Origin of the sequence: Shewanella fodinae, from assembly GCF_014651955.1 — a bacterium.
Lineage (GTDB): Bacteria > Pseudomonadota > Gammaproteobacteria > Enterobacterales > Shewanellaceae > Shewanella > Shewanella fodinae.
The window spans coordinates 170934-188649 of the sequence record NZ_BMXW01000004.1 but is presented as its reverse complement, the minus strand read 5'-3'; the positions used below and the strand labels follow the sequence as shown (position 1 = coordinate 188649).

Below are 17716 nucleotides of genomic sequence, written 5' to 3'. Positions count from 1 at the left end.
GGTGGCACCTCTCAAGCAGTCGTTGCCAAATTACTGTCACAGCCAAAAAACTGGCCTCACGTAACAAATTGGGCCATGATAATTAACATTGTAAATCTGGCTGACAGTGCAATGTTATCAACTAATCGATGCTGCTTGTTGGGGGTATTACTGCTTGCTGGCACGAGTGCCTCGGCCGAGGACAGCAAGCTCATCTATAAATGCACGGCTCAGGATCAGGTAATTTTCAGCCAGCAACCGTGTCCATCTGACTACACTCAACATCAGCTCGAATACCATTATGGCCTTGCCACCGAGACTGCCACGCAAAATCCAGCAGATGACCCACTGTTAAGGCTCCTAGCGCAGAAAAATCTCACTGAGGCGCAGTTACGACGTTGGCTAGAAACAGAAATTTATCGGCTGCAGCAAGAACACAGTTACCTAGAAATGTTGCGGACAGGCGAGTTACAAAAGTTAGATCGAGAACGCTACTGGGAACATATTGCCGCCTCCGCACCAGCGTTTTTGCAGAAACAGCGTAAAATAAACCAACATTACGATGGCTTGCAGCAAAGCAACCAGCAACAGCTAACACGGTTACAAGAATACAAATTACAGTTGGCAGAATAAGGCTCATCCCTGAGCTAGGTATATCAGGTGCGCAAACCAATGCCTCGCGACACCAGATAGTATGCCAGTAACCATAGACCAACACAGAAACCGACGATTACTAGCATGGATAACCCGACACTGATATCGGCAAAGCCAAGAAAGCCGTAGCGGAATACGTTGATCATATAGACTATCGGATTTAACGCCGACACCCCACGCCAAAAATCCGGTAACAAAGATAGCGAATAAAACACGCCGCCTAAATAGGTCAACGGTGTCAGTACAAAGGTGGGAATAATACTGATGTCATCAAAATTACGGGCAAATACTGCGTTAATCAGACCGCCTAGAGCAAACAGCACTGAGGTTAGAAACACCGTGACCACCACCAGCAATGGATGCTGCAGATGCAGATCCACAAAGAACATGGCCACTAAGGTGACAATCAGCCCCACCAGCAAACCGCGAGCCACACCACCGGCCACATAGCCGCCAATCATGACATAATGTGGCACCGGTGCTACCAGCAGTTCTTCCAGATTGCGCTGAAACTTGGCACTGAAAAAGGACGAAGCCACATTGGAATAGGAGTTAGTGATTACTGACATCATGATCAGCCCAGGGGCGATAAATTCCATATAGGATACGCCACCCATCTCGCCAATCCGGCTGCCGACCAAGCTGCCAAAAATCAGAAAATACAGTGTCATAGTGATAGCAGGGGGCAGCAGTGTTTGGATCCAAATCCGGCTAAAGCGAGTGATCTCTTTAATGACAATGCTTTTGAAGGCGATAAAATACAGGCCTCTCATGCGCTGGCTCCTTTGTCCCGTTCCACCAATTCCACAAACAGTTCCTCTAACCGATTGGTCTTGTTACGCATTGACAATACATCAATGCCCTGTGCGGTCAGTGCAGCAAACACGCTATTGAGGCTATTGGACTTGGCGACATCCACCTCCAGCGTATTAGGGTCAATAAGCCGTGCCTGAATACCTGTGAGTGCAGGTAGCTGTGCCTGCGACTGCTTAAGATCCAACACAAAGGTTTCCATATCCAGTTTCGCCAGCAAGGCTTTCATGCTGGTGCATTCCACCAGCACCCCGTTATCGATAATGCCGATGTTGCGGCAAAGCATTTCAGCTTCTTCCAGATAATGAGTGGTCAGAATAATAGTGACACCTTCCTGATTAATGCGTTGCAGGAACTCCCACATGGAGCGCCGCAATTCAATATCCACCCCAGCAGTCGGTTCATCAAGGATCAACAGTTGTGGTTCATGCATCAGCGCTCTGGCAATCATGAGTCGCCGTTTCATGCCGCCTGAGAGTTCCCGAGCTTTGGCATCGCGTTTTTGCCACAAATCCAGTTGAGTCAGATACTTCTTTGCCCGAATATGAGCTTCTGCCCGCGGCACACCATAGTAACCCGCCTGATTCACCACAATCTGCAGTACGGTTTCAAACTGGTTGAAATTAAACTCCTGCGGCACCAAACCGATACACAGCTTGGCCAATTCCAGTTCTTTATCCAGATCGTGACCAAACACCTCAACCTTGCCACTGGTTTTATGTACCAGCGAACTGATAATACCGATGGTGGTAGATTTGCCTGCCCCGTTGGGGCCCAGCAAGGCGAAGAAATCTCCTTGCTTTACCTTGAGATTGATACCTTTGACGGCCTCGACGCCGCCCTTGTAGGTTTTTCTAAGGTTTTCCAGCGCCAGCGCCACACCTGCTGTCATCTGTTGAGTCCTCTGTTGGATAAAACAAAACTCCCGCTATTGCGGGAGTCAGATCGCCTGCTAAAACCGCTCAATGCAGTTTTATTCCTGAGGGATAACCCGGGCGATATAAGGGAGATTGCGGTATTGCTCCGCATAGTCGATGCCATAACCTACCACAAATTCGTCGGGAATGGTAAAGCCGACAAAATCAACCGGCACATCCACTTCACGACGGTCAGGCTTATCCAGCAAAGTACACAGTGCCAAGCTCTTAGGATCGCGTAACCGCAGCATTTCGCGCACTTTATTGAGAGTGTTGCCCGAATCAATAAGGTCTTCCACAATCAACACATGGCGCCCGGCAATATCGGACTGCACATCTTTGAGAATTTTTACATCGCGGGAACTGGTCATGGTATTGCCATAGCTAGACACCGACATAAAGTCGATCTCCACATGGCCCTTGATACGACGGCATAAGTCCGCCATAAACACCACAGAACCTTTAAGCAAGCCCACCATCAGCAGCTTATCGGTATCCTGGTAATGGGCGTTAATGCGCGCAGCCAGTTCATCCAGTTTGCTATTTATCTCCTCAGCAGAGATCATCATTTCGATGGTGTGTTTCATACTCGTCTCAGTCTTCGATACTACCGCCATCTGGTGTGTCATAACCCCAGCGGTGCGTTAATGAATGTGCAATACCCAGATGGTCGAGGATCCGGGCGACGACGAAGTCTATCAGATCCTGAACCGTTTGGGGATGGTGATAAAACCCTGGAGCCGCAGGCAGAATAACGGCGCCCAACTGGGTCAAACTCAGCATATGTTGCAAGTGAATCGCGTTGAACGGCGTTTCTCTGGGCACCAGCAGTAGCTGACCATGTTCTTTCAATACCACATCGGCCGCACGTTCCAACAGATTGTTGCTCATCCCAGTTGCCACTGCCGCCAAGGTGCCAGTGGAGCAAGGACAGATCACCATCTGTTTCGGTGCCGCCGAGCCTGACGCTGGAGGCGAGAACCACTCATCCTTACCCAGTACGCGCAACACACCAGTTGCTGGCATAATAGCTCGCAGTTGCTCAGTGGCTTTGTCTGGCGCGGCGCTGAGTTTAATGTCCAATTCTTGAGCCAACACCACTCTAGCAGCACTGGAGATCATCAGAAACACCTGATACTCCGCCTGCAGCAAACACTGCAGCAGCTTCAGTCCATAAGGTGCGCCAGAAGCTCCGGTCCACGCTAGGCTGATGCTTTTCATCGCTGGGCCTCCGCGTTAAATTTGGCATCGAGTGCCGTCAGCAACTTGCCATGAATGCCACCAAAACCGCCATTACTCATGATCACTATGGTGTCGCCGGGTTTAGCTTCCGCCGCCACTTTCAGCACTACATCATGAATACTGTACATCACAGTGATTGGAATACTGGCATGATCCATTGCGGCCGCAATATCCCAATGGATGTTATCGGCCTGATACAGCACAGCGTTGTCGGCATCACGCATAGACTCCGCCAGCGTAGCTTTGTGCACGCCACTCTTCATGGTGTTGGAACGGGGCTCTAGCACCACTGTGATATGCCCCTTGCCCATTTTGGCGCGCAGGCCTTGCAGAGTCGTGGCAATGGCGGTCGGATGATGTGCAAAATCATCAAAAACCTGTACCCCGTGAATATTACCTATCAGCTCCAGTCGCCGTTTAGGCGGAATAAAATCCGCTAGTGCGGCAATGGCATCGGCAGGTTTTACGCCAACATGCCGCGCCGCCGCCACGGCCATCAAGGCATTTTCCATATTATGTTTACCGAGTAACGACCATTCCAGCACGCCTTGCGATTCCCCGGCAAGATGCAGCTCAAAACGGTGTCCATCTTCGGCCAAGGGCTGCACTTGCCAATCGCCCTTGCCAGCACTGTGACTGATGGTTTCCTGCTCGCTCCAACACCCTTGGGCTAACACTGCGGCCACCGCATCACTGTCTTGCGGCCAGATCACCCGCCCATTGCCCGGCACAATGCGCAGTAGATGATGAAACTGTTTCTGGATGGCATGCAAGTCTTCAAAAATATCCGCATGATCATATTCCAGATTATTGATCACCAAGGTCCGCGGCTGGTAATGCACAAACTTCGAACGCTTATCAAAAAAAGCACTGTCATATTCATCGGCTTCTACAACAAAAAAAGGGGAATCCCCCAAACGCGCCGATACGCCAAAATTGCGCGGTATGCCACCGATAAGAAAACCGGGTTGGTAACCACAAGACTCTAAGATCCACGCCAACATGCTGGAGGTAGACGTTTTGCCATGGGTACCGGAAACCGCCAGCACCCAGCGCCCTGGCAGAATGTAATCGTGCAAAAACTGTGGGCCTGAGGTGTATTTCAGCCCCTGCTCCAGCACGGCCTCCACGCAAGGATTACCACGGCTCATGGCATTGCCGATCACCACTAAATCCGGTGCGGGTTGCAGCTGTGATGCTTCAAATCCCTGGATCAAGGTGATGCCTTGTTGCTCCAATTGGGTACTCATCGGCGGGTATACATTAGCGTCGGCCCCCGTCACTTTGTGGCCCATGGCGCGCGCCAGTATGGCCAATCCCCCCATAAAGGTGCCGCAAATCCCTAAAATATGTATATGCATAAAGCCATTCCTGCGCGTGACAACTGGCGCTTATTCTACCCATTGCTGATGGGAATGTCAGTGTAACTGCGGTGTTGATAAGTGGAACCATAAACAAAACGCCATATATAGAAGTAAAAACATCTAGATGGCTAAATTGACAGCTTCCGACTGATCCCCTATGCTGCGCCAATAACTGCAATAGTAAGTGCAGTCGTCGCCACACAGCTACACCGTCAGCAAACTGCCGTTTGCACCGCGGACAGAACATACTGAGAAGAAGATTTTGACAACAAATACCCAAGCCACTGTCGCACCATCGGCAATAGCACTGTTACCCCTATTATTGTTTTTGCTGCTGTTTATCGGCGCCGGACTGTATTTTCAAGCCAATGGCGTAGCGATGGCGTTTTACCAATTGCCCAGTCCAGTCGCTATTTTGCCAGCAATTGTGCTGGCCGTGCTGCTGTCCAAGCAGCAATTAAATCAAACGCTGGATACCTTTATGGCCGGGATTGGCCACAGCAATATTATTGCGATGTGTTTGATCTACCTGCTGGCAGGTGCTTTTGCTTCGGTTGCCAAAGCAACCGGTGGTGTGGATGCCACCGTGGCACTGGGGTTGCAGTTTATACCGTCCCAATTGCTGTTACCCGGCTTTTTTGTGATTGCCGCCTTTATTGCTACCGCCATGGGCACCTCTATGGGCACCATCGCTGCTGTAGCGCCGATAGCGCTAGGCATTGCCGAAGAAGCCAATATTGATCTAACACTCATGGCAGGGGCCGTAATGTCTGGCGCACTCTTTGGTGACAACCTGTCGATTATTTCCGATACCACCATTGCCGCGACCCGCACTCAGGGGTGCTATATGCGCGACAAATTCCGTGAAAACCTGATTTTCGCCATTCCATCCGCCATCATCACGTTGGTGTTATTTGTTCTAGCATCGACTGGCAGTGCCAGCATTCCCGCGCAACCAATAGACGTGGTGAAAGTGCTACCTTACGTCAGTATTTTGCTGCTTGCGGTGGCAGGCGTGAACGTATTCGTGGTGCTGGTATTAGGCATTTTATTTGCGGGTGGCGTGGGCCTCTACAGCGGTGATTATGGCCTGGTCGCCTTTAGCAACGACATCTACCAAGGTTTTGGCAATATGCAGGAGATCTTTATACTGTCGATGTTAGTGGGCGGGCTGGCAGCATTGATGCAGCAACAAGGCGGGCTGGCATATATCAGTCGGCACATCGAAGCCTTAATCCGTCGCTTCTCTCACAGTCGTGGTGATAACTCCAGCAGAGCCGCTGAACTGGGGATGGCTGGAATGGTAGCACTCACCAACACCTGTGTTGCCAACAATACCGTGTCCATCGTGATCAATGGTGATATTGCCCGGGATTTAGCGCGGCAGAATGCCGTCAGTGCCAAACGTGCCGCTAGCTTGTTAGATATTTTTGCCTGTATTATTCAAGGGCTAATTCCATACGGCGCACAAGCCTTGTTAATCGCCTCTCACTTCAAAATATCACCACTGCAGGCCGTTTCCGATGTTTGGTATTGCATGGTATTGGCGCTGGTCTCCATTGTTGTCATTATGTGGCGCCCGCGCAGTGATTAAAACCGTTAGCCTGTGCCATAAAAAGAAGCCCGCATTAGCGGGCTTCTTTGATCATTACCGAGTTATCAACGGTTAACTTGAGGATCCAATTCCCCAGTCTGATAACGCTTATACATAGCCTGCAGCGACAGCGGCTTGATCTTGGAGCCCATGCCAGCGCAACCGAACGCTTCATAGCGTTCCACACAGATTTCGGCCATAGCGTCCATGGAAGCTTTAAGGAATTTGCGAGGGTCAAACTCCCGCGGATTTTCCGCCAGGAATTTACGCACCGCGCCAGTTGATGCTAGACGCAGGTCGGTATCAATATTCACTTTGCGCACGCCGTGTTTGATGCCTTCGACAATCTCTTCGACTGGAACACCATAAGTTTCTGGCATATCACCACCGTACTGATTGATGATCTGCAACCATTTTTGCGGTACCGATGAAGAACCGTGCATCACCAGATGGGTGTTAGGAATACGGGCGTGGATCTCTTTGATGCGGTCGATACGCAGGACATCACCAGTAGGTTTACGGCTGAACTTGTAAGCACCGTGGCTAGTGCCAATAGCAATGGCCAACGCATCCACATGGGTATCAGCCACAAAACGAGCGGCTTCATCTGGGCTGGTCAACATCTGATCATGGCTCAGGGTACCTTCAGCACCAATGCCATCTTCTTCACCCGCAGTTCCGGTTTCCAGACTGCCAAGGCAGCCGATTTCACCTTCTACAGACACCCCACAAGCGTGGGCAAAGGCTACAGTTGTGCGAGTGACATGCACGTTGTAATCATAAGTGGCCGGAGTTTTGCCGTCTGACATCAGTGAGCCATCCATCATCACTGATGACATACCCAGTTGGATAGAGCGCTGACATACGTCTGGGTGAGTACCGTGGTCCTGATGGATACACACGGGGATATCGGGGTACTGTTCCAGCGCGGCGGTCATCAGATATTTCAGAAATTGTGGGCGAGCATATTTACGAGCACCGGCAGAGGCTTGCACGATGACAGGACTGTCAGTCGCTTCAGCCGCCTGCATAATAGCGCGCATCTGTTCCAAGTTATTCACGTTAAACGCTGGCACGCCATAACCGTGTTCGGCAGCGTGGTCCAGCAACTGACGCAGGGAAATTAAGGCCATAATCTGTTATCTCCTTTCATGGGCAATGGTGATTGCCCGGGTCCAATTGTCTATAAGCTGTAAATAGCGCTGCCGGTCATGGCCGACAGCTTATGATAAATTTTTTATGTCAGTTGCCACGAGCCTGCAACATCGCCACCGCTGGTAGCTCTTTCCCTTCCAAAAACTCCAGGAACGCACCACCACCGGTTGAAATGTAAGAAACCTGATCAGCAATGCCGTATTTATCCACCGCTGCCAGAGTGTCACCACCACCGGCAATAGAAAATGCTGGAGATGCGGCAATTGCTTCGGCAATACACTTTGTGCCAGCGCCAAACTGATCAAATTCGAATACGCCCACCGGACCATTCCACACGATAGTACCGGCATTCATAATAATGTCAGACAGCACTTCAGCGCTGTCGGGGCCAATATCGAAAATCATGTCATCATCGGCGACATCGGTTACGTCTTTTAACGTGGCAACCGCATCAGCGCTGAATTCTTTGCCCACAACCACATCGGTTGGCACTGGAATATCGCCACCACGACTCTGAGCATTGGCCACCAGCCGTTTGGCCTCATCAAGTAAGTCGGCTTCGTACAGCGATTTACCGACATTGTGACCGGCAGCGGCGATAAAGGTGTTGGCAATACCGCCGCCCACCACTAACTGATCAACGATTTTGGACAAGCTTTCCAGCACCGTCAGCTTGGTAGACACTTTGGAGCCACCGACAATGGCGACCAATGGCCGTTTCGGGTTATCCATCGCCTTAGCCAGCGCTTCCAGTTCGGCCGCAAGCAGTGGGCCAGCACAGGCCACAGGAGCAAACATCCCCACGCCGTGGGTAGATGCTTGCGCGCGATGGGCGGTACCAAAAGCATCCATCACATAAACATCACAAAGCGCTGCCATTTTTTTCGACAACGCGTCATCATTTTTCTTTTCACCTTTGTTAAAACGGACGTTTTCAAACACCACCACTTCGCCCACGGCAACGTCAACACCGTCCAGGTAATCGGTCTCAAGACGCACCGGGCAATCCAGCGCTTTAGCAAGATAATCCACTACCGGCTGCAGCGAAAATTCTGCATTATATTCCCCTTCTGTTGGCCGCCCTAAGTGAGACATCACCATCACCGCGGCACCTTTTTCCAGTGCCAGCTTGATAGTGGGCAAAGAGGCACGCAAACGTGCATCACTGGTCACCACCCCATCGGCAACTGGCACGTTGAGATCTTCACGGATAAGCACGCGCTTTCCCTGCAGATCCAGATCTGACATTTTGATAATCGCCATGTTCATGCTTCCTGTAGTAACTATAAATTTGCGCTTGTCTTGGTAGCGGTCAAGCACTACCCCAAAAAGTTATGCCTCTGGCGGAAACATCGCCAGCGCCGTGTCCAACATCCGATTGGCAAAACCCCATTCGTTATCACACCACAGTAACAGTTTGATCAGATGACCGTCACTGACACGGGTCTGGGTACCATCCACCACACTGGAGCGCGGATCATGATTAAAGTCGCATGATACCAAAGGCTCATCGGTAAAGCCCAGAATGCCATCAAGACGGCCACGGGTGGCCTCAAGCAATACTTGGTTAACAGTGGCAATATTCACCCGTTTATCCACGGTCAGCGACACGTCAATAGCGGTGACATTGACGGTTGGCACTCGCACCGAGATAGCTTCAAACTTGTCTTTCATCTGCGGCAAAATTCGCTCAATACCACGCGCCAACTTGGTATCGACCGGAATAATCGACTGACTGGCCGCACGGGTACGACGCAAATCATCGTGATAGGCATCGATCACCTGCTGATCATTCATTGAGGCGTGAATCGTGGTAATCGCGCCACTGCGAATACCAAAATGACGATCCAGTTCGGAAATCACCGGGATCACACAGTTGGTGGTGCATGAAGCGTTAGACACCACGGTATGTTCGGGGGTCAACAGTTCATCATTGACGCCATACACAATGGTAGCATCGACATCCGCTGACGCCGGGTGGCTTATCAATACCTTACGCGCGCCCGCCAGCAGATGCGTAGCACAGGCGGCGCGGTCATGCAGTGCCCCTGTGCATTCCAATACCAAATCTACATCCAGTTGCTGCCAAGGTAACTTACTGGCATCCGCTTGGTGCAGCAGGGTAATAGCATCATTGCCCACCTGCATCTGCTCCTGTTCCAGACTGGCACGGAGCGAGAAGCGGCCGTGCGTGGTGTCATAGTTTGTCAGATGTACCATGGCTTCAGGTTTTGCCAACTCGTTAATCGCGACAATTTGCAACTGCTGGCGCTTGCCGGATTCATACAATGCCCGTAATACGGAGCGGCCAATGCGGCCATAACCATTGATAGCAACTCTGATCATCGGTAATTCATATCCCTCTATTTCAGGGCGATAAAACAACGGCCTATCATAAGACAGGCCGTTATGAATGGCGAGCAAAGCAAAGCCCTGTCAGGCCTTTCGTTCAGTTACGGTTCATGCCAGTAATGACTTCGCCGTTGCCACTACGTTATCGACGGTAAAGCCGAACTCTGCAAACAGCTCACCCGCTGGCGCTGACTCACCAAAAGTCGTCATACCAACAATCTTGCCGTTAAGACCGATGTACTTGTACCAGTAATCGGCAATGCCCGCTTCCACCGCCACACGTTTGCTGACCGCAGCGGGTAACACCGCTTCTTTATAAGCGGCATCCTGTTTGTCAAACACATCAGTGGCTGGCATGGAAACCACTCGCACCTTATGACCAGCTGCGGTCAATTCAGCCTGGGCTTTTACCGCCAGTTCCACTTCGGAACCGGTGGCGATGAAAATCAGTTCAGGTGTACCGTCACAATCCACCAGCACGTAACCGCCTTTTGCCACATCGGCCAACTGCGCCGCAGTACGTGGCATCTGTGTTAGATTCTGGCGAGAGAAAATTAACGAGGTTGGCCCATCCTGACGTTCAATGGCATATTTCCAGGCGATAGCGGATTCCACCTGATCGCATGGGCGCCAAGTACTCATATTAGGCATCAAACGCAACGTAGCGGTTTGCTCCACTGGTTGATGGGTTGGGCCGTCTTCACCCAGACCAATGGAGTCGTGAGTGTAAACAAAGATCACCCGTTGTTTCATCAGCGCGGCCATACGTAGGGCGTTACGGGCATATTCCATAAACATCAGGAAAGTCGCACCATAAGGCACAAAACCACCATGCAGTGCGATACCATTCATCATCGCCGACATACCGAACTCACGCACCCCGTAGTGCAGATAGTTACCGGATGCATCATCGCGGCTGATGGACTTGGAAGCGGAATACATAGTCAGATTAGAAGGCGCTAAGTCAGCACTGCCACCGAGAAATTCTGGCAGTAATTTACCGAAGGCTTCCAATGCATTTTGCGATGCCTTGCGTGAGGCGATATTGGCAGGATTAGCCTGCAACTGTTCGATATACGCCTGCGCGCCTGCCGCAAAATCCGCTGGCAGTTGGCCGCTGACACGGCGTTTCAATTCAACTGCCAATTCGGGATAAGCAGCGGCGTATGCAGCCAACTGAGTTTCCCAGTCCGCTTCCGCGGCACTACCTGCGGCCTTTGCGTCCCACGCGCTATAAATCTCGGCGGGAATTTCAAACGGTGCATACGGCCAGCCCAAAAATTCGCGAGAAGCTGCCACTTCAGCATCACCCAGTGGTGAGCCGTGACAATCATGGGAGCCGGATTTGTTAGGTGAGCCATAACCAATGATGGTTTTACAGCAGATCAGTGATGGTCGTGGATCGGCTTTAGCTTGCTCGATAGCCGCGTTAATCGCTTCAGCATTATGACCATCTACCGCCGGGATCACCTGCCAGCCATAGGCTTCAAAGCGTTTCGCAGTGTCGTCACTGAACCAACCGTCTACATGACCGTCAATTGAAATACCGTTGTCATCCCAGAAAGCAATCAGCTTGCCTAAGCCCAGCGTCCCCGCCAGTGAACAAGCTTCGTGCGAAATCCCTTCCATCATGCAGCCATCGCCCATGAACACATAAGTGTGGTGATCCACAATCTCATGTCCTGCACGATTGAATTGCGCCGCTAACACTTTTTCAGCAATCGCCATCCCCACGGCATTGGTGATGCCCTGCCCCAACGGCCCGGTAGTGGTTTCTACCCCTGGCGCATAGCCGTATTCTGGATGACCGGGAGTACGCGAGTGCAACTGGCGAAATTGCTTCAGATCATCAATGCTCAGATCATAGCCAGACAGATGCAGCAGCGAATAAAGCAGCATAGAACCATGGCCGTTGGATAGCACGAAACGGTCGCGGTTAGCCCATTGTGGATTAAGTGGATTATGCCGCAGATGTCCGCGCCAAAGGACTTCTGCAATATCTGCCATGCCCATTGGGGCACCTGGATGGCCGGATTTAGCTTTTTGCACAGCATCCATACTTAACACACGAATAGCGTTAGCGAGTTCTTTACTGGAAGACATGCTTTCTCCTGCGTAGTGGGTCTTGAGATTTGTCGGGCGGAAATTGGCGGTTATTTTCCCGCAGAGGGGCAGTTGACGCAAATATATTTCCGGCTTTGCGACCTAGATAAGTGTTCTTAATACCAGATCACAGAGGCCATTCCCAACGTCGACACACATAACCCCATCCATGGGGCTCCACCGCGTCATCCCTGACACGGAGGGTCGACTTATCGGAATAGCCACTATTCCTCGAATGAAACGCAATTAGGAACAGCTATTTAGATCCGACGAGCAAAGTCAGCACGAATGGCCATAACTTAGTATAAAAACCTTCATGTGTTACAGACTCATCAAACCGAGGTGTAAAGCTGACAAGACAAAAAGCTAACGAGTACTTACTATCAGATGGTTAAAAGCTGCTGATATCAATAAAGAAATTACTGGACATTGGTAACAGCGATGGGGCGTACTGCACAAATATCAGCAAAAGGGGTTTTATAAAACCCAAATTAAATTAAAATAGACGTCTAGATGTAGATGCTTCTATACGGATATAGTTGCAGCTAAAGGTTTTTCTATTAATCACGAGATTTTCCAGACTATGGCAAGACACCTCTTTACTTCTGAATCTGTGTCAGAAGGACATCCTGATAAAATCGCCGATCAGATTTCTGATGCGGTGCTCGACGCCATTCTCACCCAAGACCCTAAGGCCCGTGTTGCCTGTGAAACCTATGTCAAAACCGGCATGGTGATGGTAGGTGGTGAGATTACCACTTCTGCTTGGGTGGATATTGAAGAACTGACCCGTAACACCGTACGTGAAATCGGTTATACCAGTTCCGATATGGGCTTTGATGCTAACTCCTGCGCGGTACTCAGCGCCATTGGTAAGCAGTCACCCGATATCAATCAAGGGGTTGACCGTAAGGATCCCAAAGAACAGGGCGCCGGTGATCAAGGGTTGATGTTCGGATACGCCAGTAACGAAACCGACGTGCTGATGCCTGCCCCCATCACTTACGCACATGCTTTGGTGAAACGCCAGTCACAAGTACGTAAGCAGGGACTGTTGCCTTGGCTGCGTCCCGATGCGAAATCGCAAGTGACTTTTGTTTACGATAATGATCAGATCGTGGGTATTGATGCTGTGGTGCTGTCAACTCAGCATAGCGATGCAATCAGCCTGAAAGAATTGCAAGAAGGCGTGATGGAAACCATCATCAAGCCAGTATTACCTCAGCAGTGGCTGACCAAAGACACCAAATTCTTTATCAACCCAACCGGTCGTTTTGTGATTGGTGGTCCTATGGGTGACTGTGGTCTCACTGGCCGCAAAATTATCGTCGACACATACGGTGGTATGGCGCGTCACGGTGGTGGTGCATTCTCCGGTAAAGATCCATCCAAAGTAGATCGTAGCGCTGCTTACGCGGCTCGTTATGTCGCCAAGAACATTGTCGCTGCCGGGTTGGCAGATCGTTGTGAGATCCAGATTTCTTATGCCATTGGGGTAGCAGAGCCGACTTCTATCAGTGTGGAAACCTTTGGTACTGGCAGATTACCGGAAGACAAGCTGATCGCGCTGGTGCGTCGTCACTTTGACCTGCGTCCATATGGGTTAACCGAAATGTTGGATCTGGCCCGTCCGATCTACCAGGCAACAGCGGCTTATGGTCACTTTGGTCGTAATGAATTCCCTTGGGAACAGACCAATAAGGCTGACGCGCTGCGCGACGACGCCGGATTGTAAGTCGTTGGCTGTAAAAAAACCGCCAGTTGGCGGTTTTTTTACATCTGCGTCTTAGTAACAATGATCGAAATGAGCACTTTCCATACACATAAACGCTAATTGCTGCGGAGGTAATGGCGTCACAGTTACCGTTTCTGCCGCTTTCACCTGTGATTCTTCGGTCACCAGCGTCAGTTGGCTGTGGTAATTATTGCTGCGACCACAATCAAAAATGCTGTCTAGCGCAAACACCAGAAAGCGCCGCCCTTCCTTACCCTGAACACTCGCCTCAACTACCCGGCATTTCTGCTGCTGTAATGTCAGCAATGACACCAGCCAACGGGCCATATCAAAAGAAGATAATCTCAAGGTTTTGCTGAGCCTCAGTAACGACTCCTGTGTATGTAATTTCTGAGTTTCCATCGTGTTCTTACTCACACAGTTGATGATGCTTTAAGGCTAGCAAATCCTGTGTCATCCGCATATAAGTCCGTTGCTACAACCAGAAATTTTCCAGCAAGGTACATCAACAGCACCAGGAGATATTTGTATATTAACTTTAACAATCATCGCACTACGACTGATAATCCACATTTTACATAGATTCAGAGTACAAATATTCCCTTTGATAGCTACGGTTGTTGCACTGACATTGACAATAAGTGGAACATCACCTACTCAAAGTTGCAAAATAACTATAACAACTCCACACTTAATGCCTATCGCCCCTCACAAAGGATAAGGCCATGCTGCCTGAATCGGTTAAACCGGGAATTAGTTTGCTGGAAAATGACAATCATGGCCTGAATCTGGTGCGTTGGATGCACCAGTGTGAGCTGATGAAACACTATTATCAGGCTGACAAAGTGTTTGTACTGCAAAAAATAGATGCGGGTTATGAAGTGATTGTCAGCGCCGCGGACAACAGCATGCAGTTGGCACCAGGCAAAATCTTTGATGCCGATACTTCGCTATTGCAGCGCATGGCCTACAGTAGCCCCGACGGCCTGAATCTGGATCTGACACAAGGCACTGCGGATGAATATCCAGATGAGTTTCGCAGTATCCTGTGTATCCTGTCTCGCCCAGTACATTGGCCGGATGGTTCAGTCTTTGGATGTTTATGCGTGCTGAATGCTCGTGCCAACGAGAACCAGCATGTCAGCCCACTGATGTTAGAACCCTTTCAGATCCTACTGCAGCAGGATCTGGCGTTATTCTGTCAAAATCACCGCATTGAAGCGCTGTCGATGCGAGATGCCAATACCGGCATGCTCAACCATTATGGTTTTATTATGATGGCCCCACGGCAACTCAATCTCGGCCGTCGCTTTGGCGCTCACTGTGGGGTGATTTTCTTTGAGCTGGAACCAACAGGTGATATCAATGATGAAGTGTTAAAACGCAGCCATCAGGAGTTAGCCAATTTGCTGCTTTCCACCCTGAGAGCGGCGGATATTGCCGCACATTATGATGACACTAAATTTGTGTTGCTGGTATTTGTGGATCTAGAACGGGATTTGGAACATATCGTGCGACGGGTGGAGCGAATCTTCAACCAATCGCCGCTACCTATGTCACTGGATTACAGCTATCGCTTTTTCACCCCAGATTCGACAGCCAAGCTGGTAGCCATGGTGGATGAAGCCAAATCTGGATTACGCTCGTCGCAGCCCCATCACGACGATTAACATTTTTGTGGGCGATGTTCACGCCAAGCTAACATCGCCCGATATCCCGTAACCTATATACGGTTAACAGCAGGCTGAACTTCATTTCTCCCGCAAAAATTGTCACACTTCTGCGTCAATACTCTAATGGAACCGTTGAATGCGAAAACCCACCTTGTTAGCGCTGGGGCTGCTGTCGCTTAGTGCATGTCAGTCAATGACAGCGATACCAGTCACTAGCGCATCCCTATTGGGCCGCTGGCACATAGAACAGCTGCAAGAGCGGCCAGTGGTCGATTTTAGCCCAGCGCAGCTCACCTTTAACGCCAAAAATCAGCTTAGTGGCAATAACAGCTGTAACTATTTCTCAGGGAGTTATCAGCTCAATGGGCAACAACTGCGAATCAGCCCGGCTGCAAGCACCATGAAAGCCTGTGTCGATGAACTAATGCAACAAGAGCAGCAAGTCATGCAACTGCTACCTCTGGTTACTAAAGCCGTCATTAAAAACGGCAAACTGTTGCTTGTTGATAGTCATGACAACTCACTACTGACCTTAAAGCGCAACTAACTTGCCGCTGATTTATGCATCATTCTGTCTGCTGCTCCGATGCGGCATTCTGTTCTGCAATGCGCGCACTTTGCTGTAAATCCGCATTGTAATGCGCCAGATCCAGTTCATTTTCAGATTTGGCAATCACTGTCGTTGCCACTAGATCGCCAGCCACATTCACGACCGTCCGTGCCATATCAAGAATTCGGTCAATACCCGCAATCAACGCCACCCCTTCCAGCGGTAACCCCACCGAATTAAGCACCAGCGTCAACATCACCAGACCGGCACCAGGAACACCTGCGGTGCCAATAGACGCTAAGGTTGCGGTCAATACAATGGTGGCATAGTCAACCCAGGTTAGATCCACGCCAAATGCCTGTGCGACAAACAGCGCCGTCACCCCTTGGTACAAGGCAGTTCCATCCATGTTAATGGTTGCCCCCAGTGGTAATACAAAACTGGAGATCTTTTTATTCACCCCAAGATACTCGCTGGCGCACTTCATGCTGACGGGCAAAGTACCGGCAGAACTGGATGTGGTAAAAGCCACTGCCAGCGCATTGCTGACACCTTTGAAAAACTGTAACGGGTTGAGACGGGCAAAGACACTCAGCACGATGCTGTAAAAACCCAATACGTGCAAGATGCAACCCAGATATACTGCAACGATCACTTTCAGCAATGGCAGCAACATCTGCATACCATATTTCCCAGAAACCCACGCCATCAAGCCAAACACACCGTAGGGAGCCAGTTTCATCACCATATCCGTCAGTTTGTACATGGCTTCGGCTAGGCTCTCAAACACCTGAATAGCGGGTTTACCATGCTCACCAATCAGTACTAACGCCACGCCCAATGCCACGGCAAAAACAATCACTTGCAGTATTTGCCCATCGGCCAGTGCCGCCACCGGGTTGGTTGGTACGATATTGATCAGGGTTTCCATAATCGAAGGAACGGGTTTACTGTCAGCCGCGACTGCATGTGCAGCTAATGGCAGACCTTCGCCGGGAGCCATTAAGGCCCCCACCAATAAGCCTAATGAGATAGCTATGGAGGTTGTCGCCAGATAAAACGCAAACGATTTAAAGCCAATACGCCCCATCTTGCTGGTATCTTGCATCGAGGTGACTCCGACGATCAGCGAGCAGAATACCAAGGGCACAATCAGCATTTTAATGGTGTTTACAAACAGGGTGCCGATAGGTTTGAGGTAGTCAGCGCGTTCACCCAACAACTGACCGACAACAATACCCAGCGACATCCCTGCCAGGATCTGCAGCCATAACGGCAGACGTTGCCAACGGCTCCAGAGCCAGCCTATCAGCGAAGGCTTATGATTAGACATGTTATTTTTACCTTAGGGAAAGAGGATGTTCTCTGCTGGCCGGAAACAGCCATGATGCGCAGGCTAGCACAACGCGCCGCTGAATGGATGATCTGCGTCAACCACAGCAGATTAAAGCACTGAGCAACGGCCGTGGCTACTCCAAATCCTATGATCAGATGGACTTGCAATTCACGTGTTGCGAGCTGCGTTGACGCTCACGTTGATGACTGAACGGAAGTCTTATTAACAACACTGTTCAGCCCATTTAGC

16 protein-coding genes are annotated in these 17716 nt (G+C 50.4%); 5 read left to right on the top strand and 11 right to left on the bottom strand.

Going from position 1 to position 17716, the window contains the following annotated elements; all coding sequences use genetic code 11:
• The first annotated feature begins 111 nt into the window (after positions 1 to 111).
• A complete protein-coding gene (locus tag IE064_RS05745; RefSeq protein ID WP_133039817.1) occupies positions 112 to 612 on the top strand; it encodes a DUF4124 domain-containing protein in 501 nt (166 codons plus the stop codon).
• A gap of 23 nt (positions 613 to 635) precedes the next feature.
• Here IE064_RS05745 and IE064_RS05740 read toward each other — a convergent pair whose 3' ends face one another.
• From IE064_RS05740 to mpl, 5 genes are all read right to left on the bottom strand, one after another.
• Positions 636 to 1406, bottom strand: coding sequence for an ABC transporter permease (locus tag IE064_RS05740; RefSeq protein WP_133039818.1), 771 nt, complete (start codon positions 1404 to 1406; stop codon positions 636 to 638).
• The gene (locus tag IE064_RS05735) at positions 1403 to 2338 is read right to left on the bottom strand and encodes an ABC transporter ATP-binding protein (protein WP_189617023.1); all 936 of its coding nucleotides are present in this window, start codon (positions 2336 to 2338) and stop codon (positions 1403 to 1405) included. Before IE064_RS05735 ends, IE064_RS05740 begins: the two co-directional genes overlap by 4 nt.
• A gap of 81 nt (positions 2339 to 2419) precedes the next feature.
• Positions 2420 to 2950: a hypoxanthine phosphoribosyltransferase gene (gene hpt, locus IE064_RS05730; protein WP_189617022.1), complete on the bottom strand. Its 531-nt coding sequence runs from the start codon at positions 2948 to 2950 to the stop codon at positions 2420 to 2422.
• A 7-nt stretch (positions 2951 to 2957) separates the two neighbouring features.
• On the bottom strand, positions 2958 to 3584 hold the full coding sequence (locus IE064_RS05725; protein ID WP_189617021.1) for a flavin prenyltransferase UbiX: 627 nt from the start codon (positions 3582 to 3584) through the stop codon (positions 2958 to 2960).
• Entirely contained in the window at positions 3581 to 4966 is a 1386-nt protein-coding gene (mpl, locus tag IE064_RS05720) for a UDP-N-acetylmuramate:L-alanyl-gamma-D-glutamyl-meso-diaminopimelate ligase (protein ID WP_189617020.1), read from the bottom strand. Before mpl ends, IE064_RS05725 begins: the two co-directional genes overlap by 4 nt.
• Positions 4967 to 5231: 265 nt before the next feature.
• Here mpl and IE064_RS05715 point away from each other — a divergent pair, with 265 nt between their 5' ends.
• Positions 5232 to 6563 (top strand): Na+/H+ antiporter NhaC family protein, encoded by a 1332-nt coding sequence (locus tag IE064_RS05715; RefSeq protein ID WP_189617019.1) that lies wholly within the window; start codon positions 5232 to 5234, stop codon positions 6561 to 6563.
• A gap of 65 nt (positions 6564 to 6628) precedes the next feature.
• On the opposite strand, the gene fba is transcribed toward IE064_RS05715, so the two are convergent.
• From fba to tkt, 4 genes are all read right to left on the bottom strand, one after another.
• Positions 6629 to 7696, bottom strand: coding sequence for a class II fructose-bisphosphate aldolase (gene fba, locus IE064_RS05710; RefSeq protein WP_133039824.1), 1068 nt, complete (start codon positions 7694 to 7696; stop codon positions 6629 to 6631).
• Positions 7697 to 7805: 109 nt separating this feature from the next.
• Entirely contained in the window at positions 7806 to 8981 is a 1176-nt protein-coding gene (locus IE064_RS05705; protein ID WP_189617018.1) for a phosphoglycerate kinase, read from the bottom strand.
• A gap of 69 nt (positions 8982 to 9050) precedes the next feature.
• A complete protein-coding gene (gene epd / locus IE064_RS05700; protein WP_189617017.1) occupies positions 9051 to 10064 on the bottom strand; it encodes an erythrose-4-phosphate dehydrogenase in 1014 nt (337 codons plus the stop codon).
• A 114-nt stretch (positions 10065 to 10178) separates the two neighbouring features.
• Positions 10179 to 12173, bottom strand: a complete 1995-nt coding sequence (gene tkt / locus IE064_RS05695; RefSeq protein ID WP_189617016.1) for a transketolase — start codon at positions 12171 to 12173, stop codon at positions 10179 to 10181.
• A 583-nt stretch (positions 12174 to 12756) separates the two neighbouring features.
• On the opposite strand from tkt, the gene metK reads away from it, so the two are divergent.
• Positions 12757 to 13908: a methionine adenosyltransferase gene (metK, locus tag IE064_RS05690; protein WP_189617015.1), complete on the top strand. Its 1152-nt coding sequence runs from the start codon at positions 12757 to 12759 to the stop codon at positions 13906 to 13908.
• Positions 13909 to 13959: 51 nt separating this feature from the next.
• Here metK and IE064_RS05685 read toward each other — a convergent pair whose 3' ends face one another.
• Positions 13960 to 14310 carry a hypothetical protein gene (locus IE064_RS05685; protein ID WP_133039829.1) on the bottom strand — a complete coding sequence of 117 codons (351 nt, stop codon included), beginning with the start codon at positions 14308 to 14310 and terminating at the stop codon, positions 13960 to 13962.
• A 323-nt stretch (positions 14311 to 14633) separates the two neighbouring features.
• Between IE064_RS05685 and IE064_RS05680 the strand changes: the two genes are divergently transcribed.
• Positions 14634 to 15578 carry a GGDEF domain-containing protein gene (locus tag IE064_RS05680; RefSeq protein WP_133039830.1) on the top strand — a complete coding sequence of 315 codons (945 nt, stop codon included), beginning with the start codon at positions 14634 to 14636 and terminating at the stop codon, positions 15576 to 15578.
• 139 nt (positions 15579 to 15717) lie between these two features.
• Positions 15718 to 16128, top strand: coding sequence for an META domain-containing protein (locus IE064_RS05675; protein ID WP_189617014.1), 411 nt, complete (start codon positions 15718 to 15720; stop codon positions 16126 to 16128).
• Between the two features lie 19 nt (positions 16129 to 16147).
• On the opposite strand, the gene IE064_RS05670 is transcribed toward IE064_RS05675, so the two are convergent.
• Complete coding sequence (locus IE064_RS05670) at positions 16148 to 17464, bottom strand: dicarboxylate/amino acid:cation symporter (protein WP_189617013.1); 1317 nt, start codon at positions 17462 to 17464, stop codon at positions 16148 to 16150.
• Positions 17465 to 17716 lie beyond the last annotated feature (252 nt).

Bases quoted from the DNA above. Each gene is read 5' to 3' on its own strand.
- hpt (WP_189617022.1), bottom strand. From the start codon at position 2,950: ATGAAACACACCATCGAAATGATGATCTCTGCTGAGGAGATAAATAGC.
- IE064_RS05740 (WP_133039818.1), bottom strand. From the start codon at position 1,406: ATGAGAGGCCTGTATTTTATCGCCTTCAAAAGCATTGTCATTAAAGAG.
- tkt (WP_189617016.1), bottom strand. From the start codon at position 12,173: ATGTCTTCCAGTAAAGAACTCGCTAACGCTATTCGTGTGTTAAGTATG.
- IE064_RS05670 (WP_189617013.1), bottom strand. From the start codon at position 17,464: ATGTCTAATCATAAGCCTTCGCTGATAGGCTGGCTCTGGAGCCGTTGG.
- IE064_RS05680 (WP_133039830.1), top strand. From the start codon at position 14,634: ATGCTGCCTGAATCGGTTAAACCGGGAATTAGTTTGCTGGAAAATGAC.
- fba (WP_133039824.1), bottom strand. From the start codon at position 7,696: ATGGCCTTAATTTCCCTGCGTCAGTTGCTGGACCACGCTGCCGAACAC.
- IE064_RS05725 (WP_189617021.1), bottom strand. From the start codon at position 3,584: ATGAAAAGCATCAGCCTAGCGTGGACCGGAGCTTCTGGCGCACCTTAT.
- IE064_RS05705 (WP_189617018.1), bottom strand. From the start codon at position 8,981: ATGGCGATTATCAAAATGTCAGATCTGGATCTGCAGGGAAAGCGCGTG.
- mpl (WP_189617020.1), bottom strand. From the start codon at position 4,966: ATGCATATACATATTTTAGGGATTTGCGGCACCTTTATGGGGGGATTG.
- IE064_RS05735 (WP_189617023.1), bottom strand. From the start codon at position 2,338: ATGACAGCAGGTGTGGCGCTGGCGCTGGAAAACCTTAGAAAAACCTAC.
- epd (WP_189617017.1), bottom strand. From the start codon at position 10,064: ATGATCAGAGTTGCTATCAATGGTTATGGCCGCATTGGCCGCTCCGTA.
- IE064_RS05675 (WP_189617014.1), top strand. From the start codon at position 15,718: ATGCGAAAACCCACCTTGTTAGCGCTGGGGCTGCTGTCGCTTAGTGCA.
- metK (WP_189617015.1), top strand. From the start codon at position 12,757: ATGGCAAGACACCTCTTTACTTCTGAATCTGTGTCAGAAGGACATCCT.
- IE064_RS05745 (WP_133039817.1), top strand. From the start codon at position 112: ATGTTATCAACTAATCGATGCTGCTTGTTGGGGGTATTACTGCTTGCT.
- IE064_RS05685 (WP_133039829.1), bottom strand. From the start codon at position 14,310: ATGGAAACTCAGAAATTACATACACAGGAGTCGTTACTGAGGCTCAGC.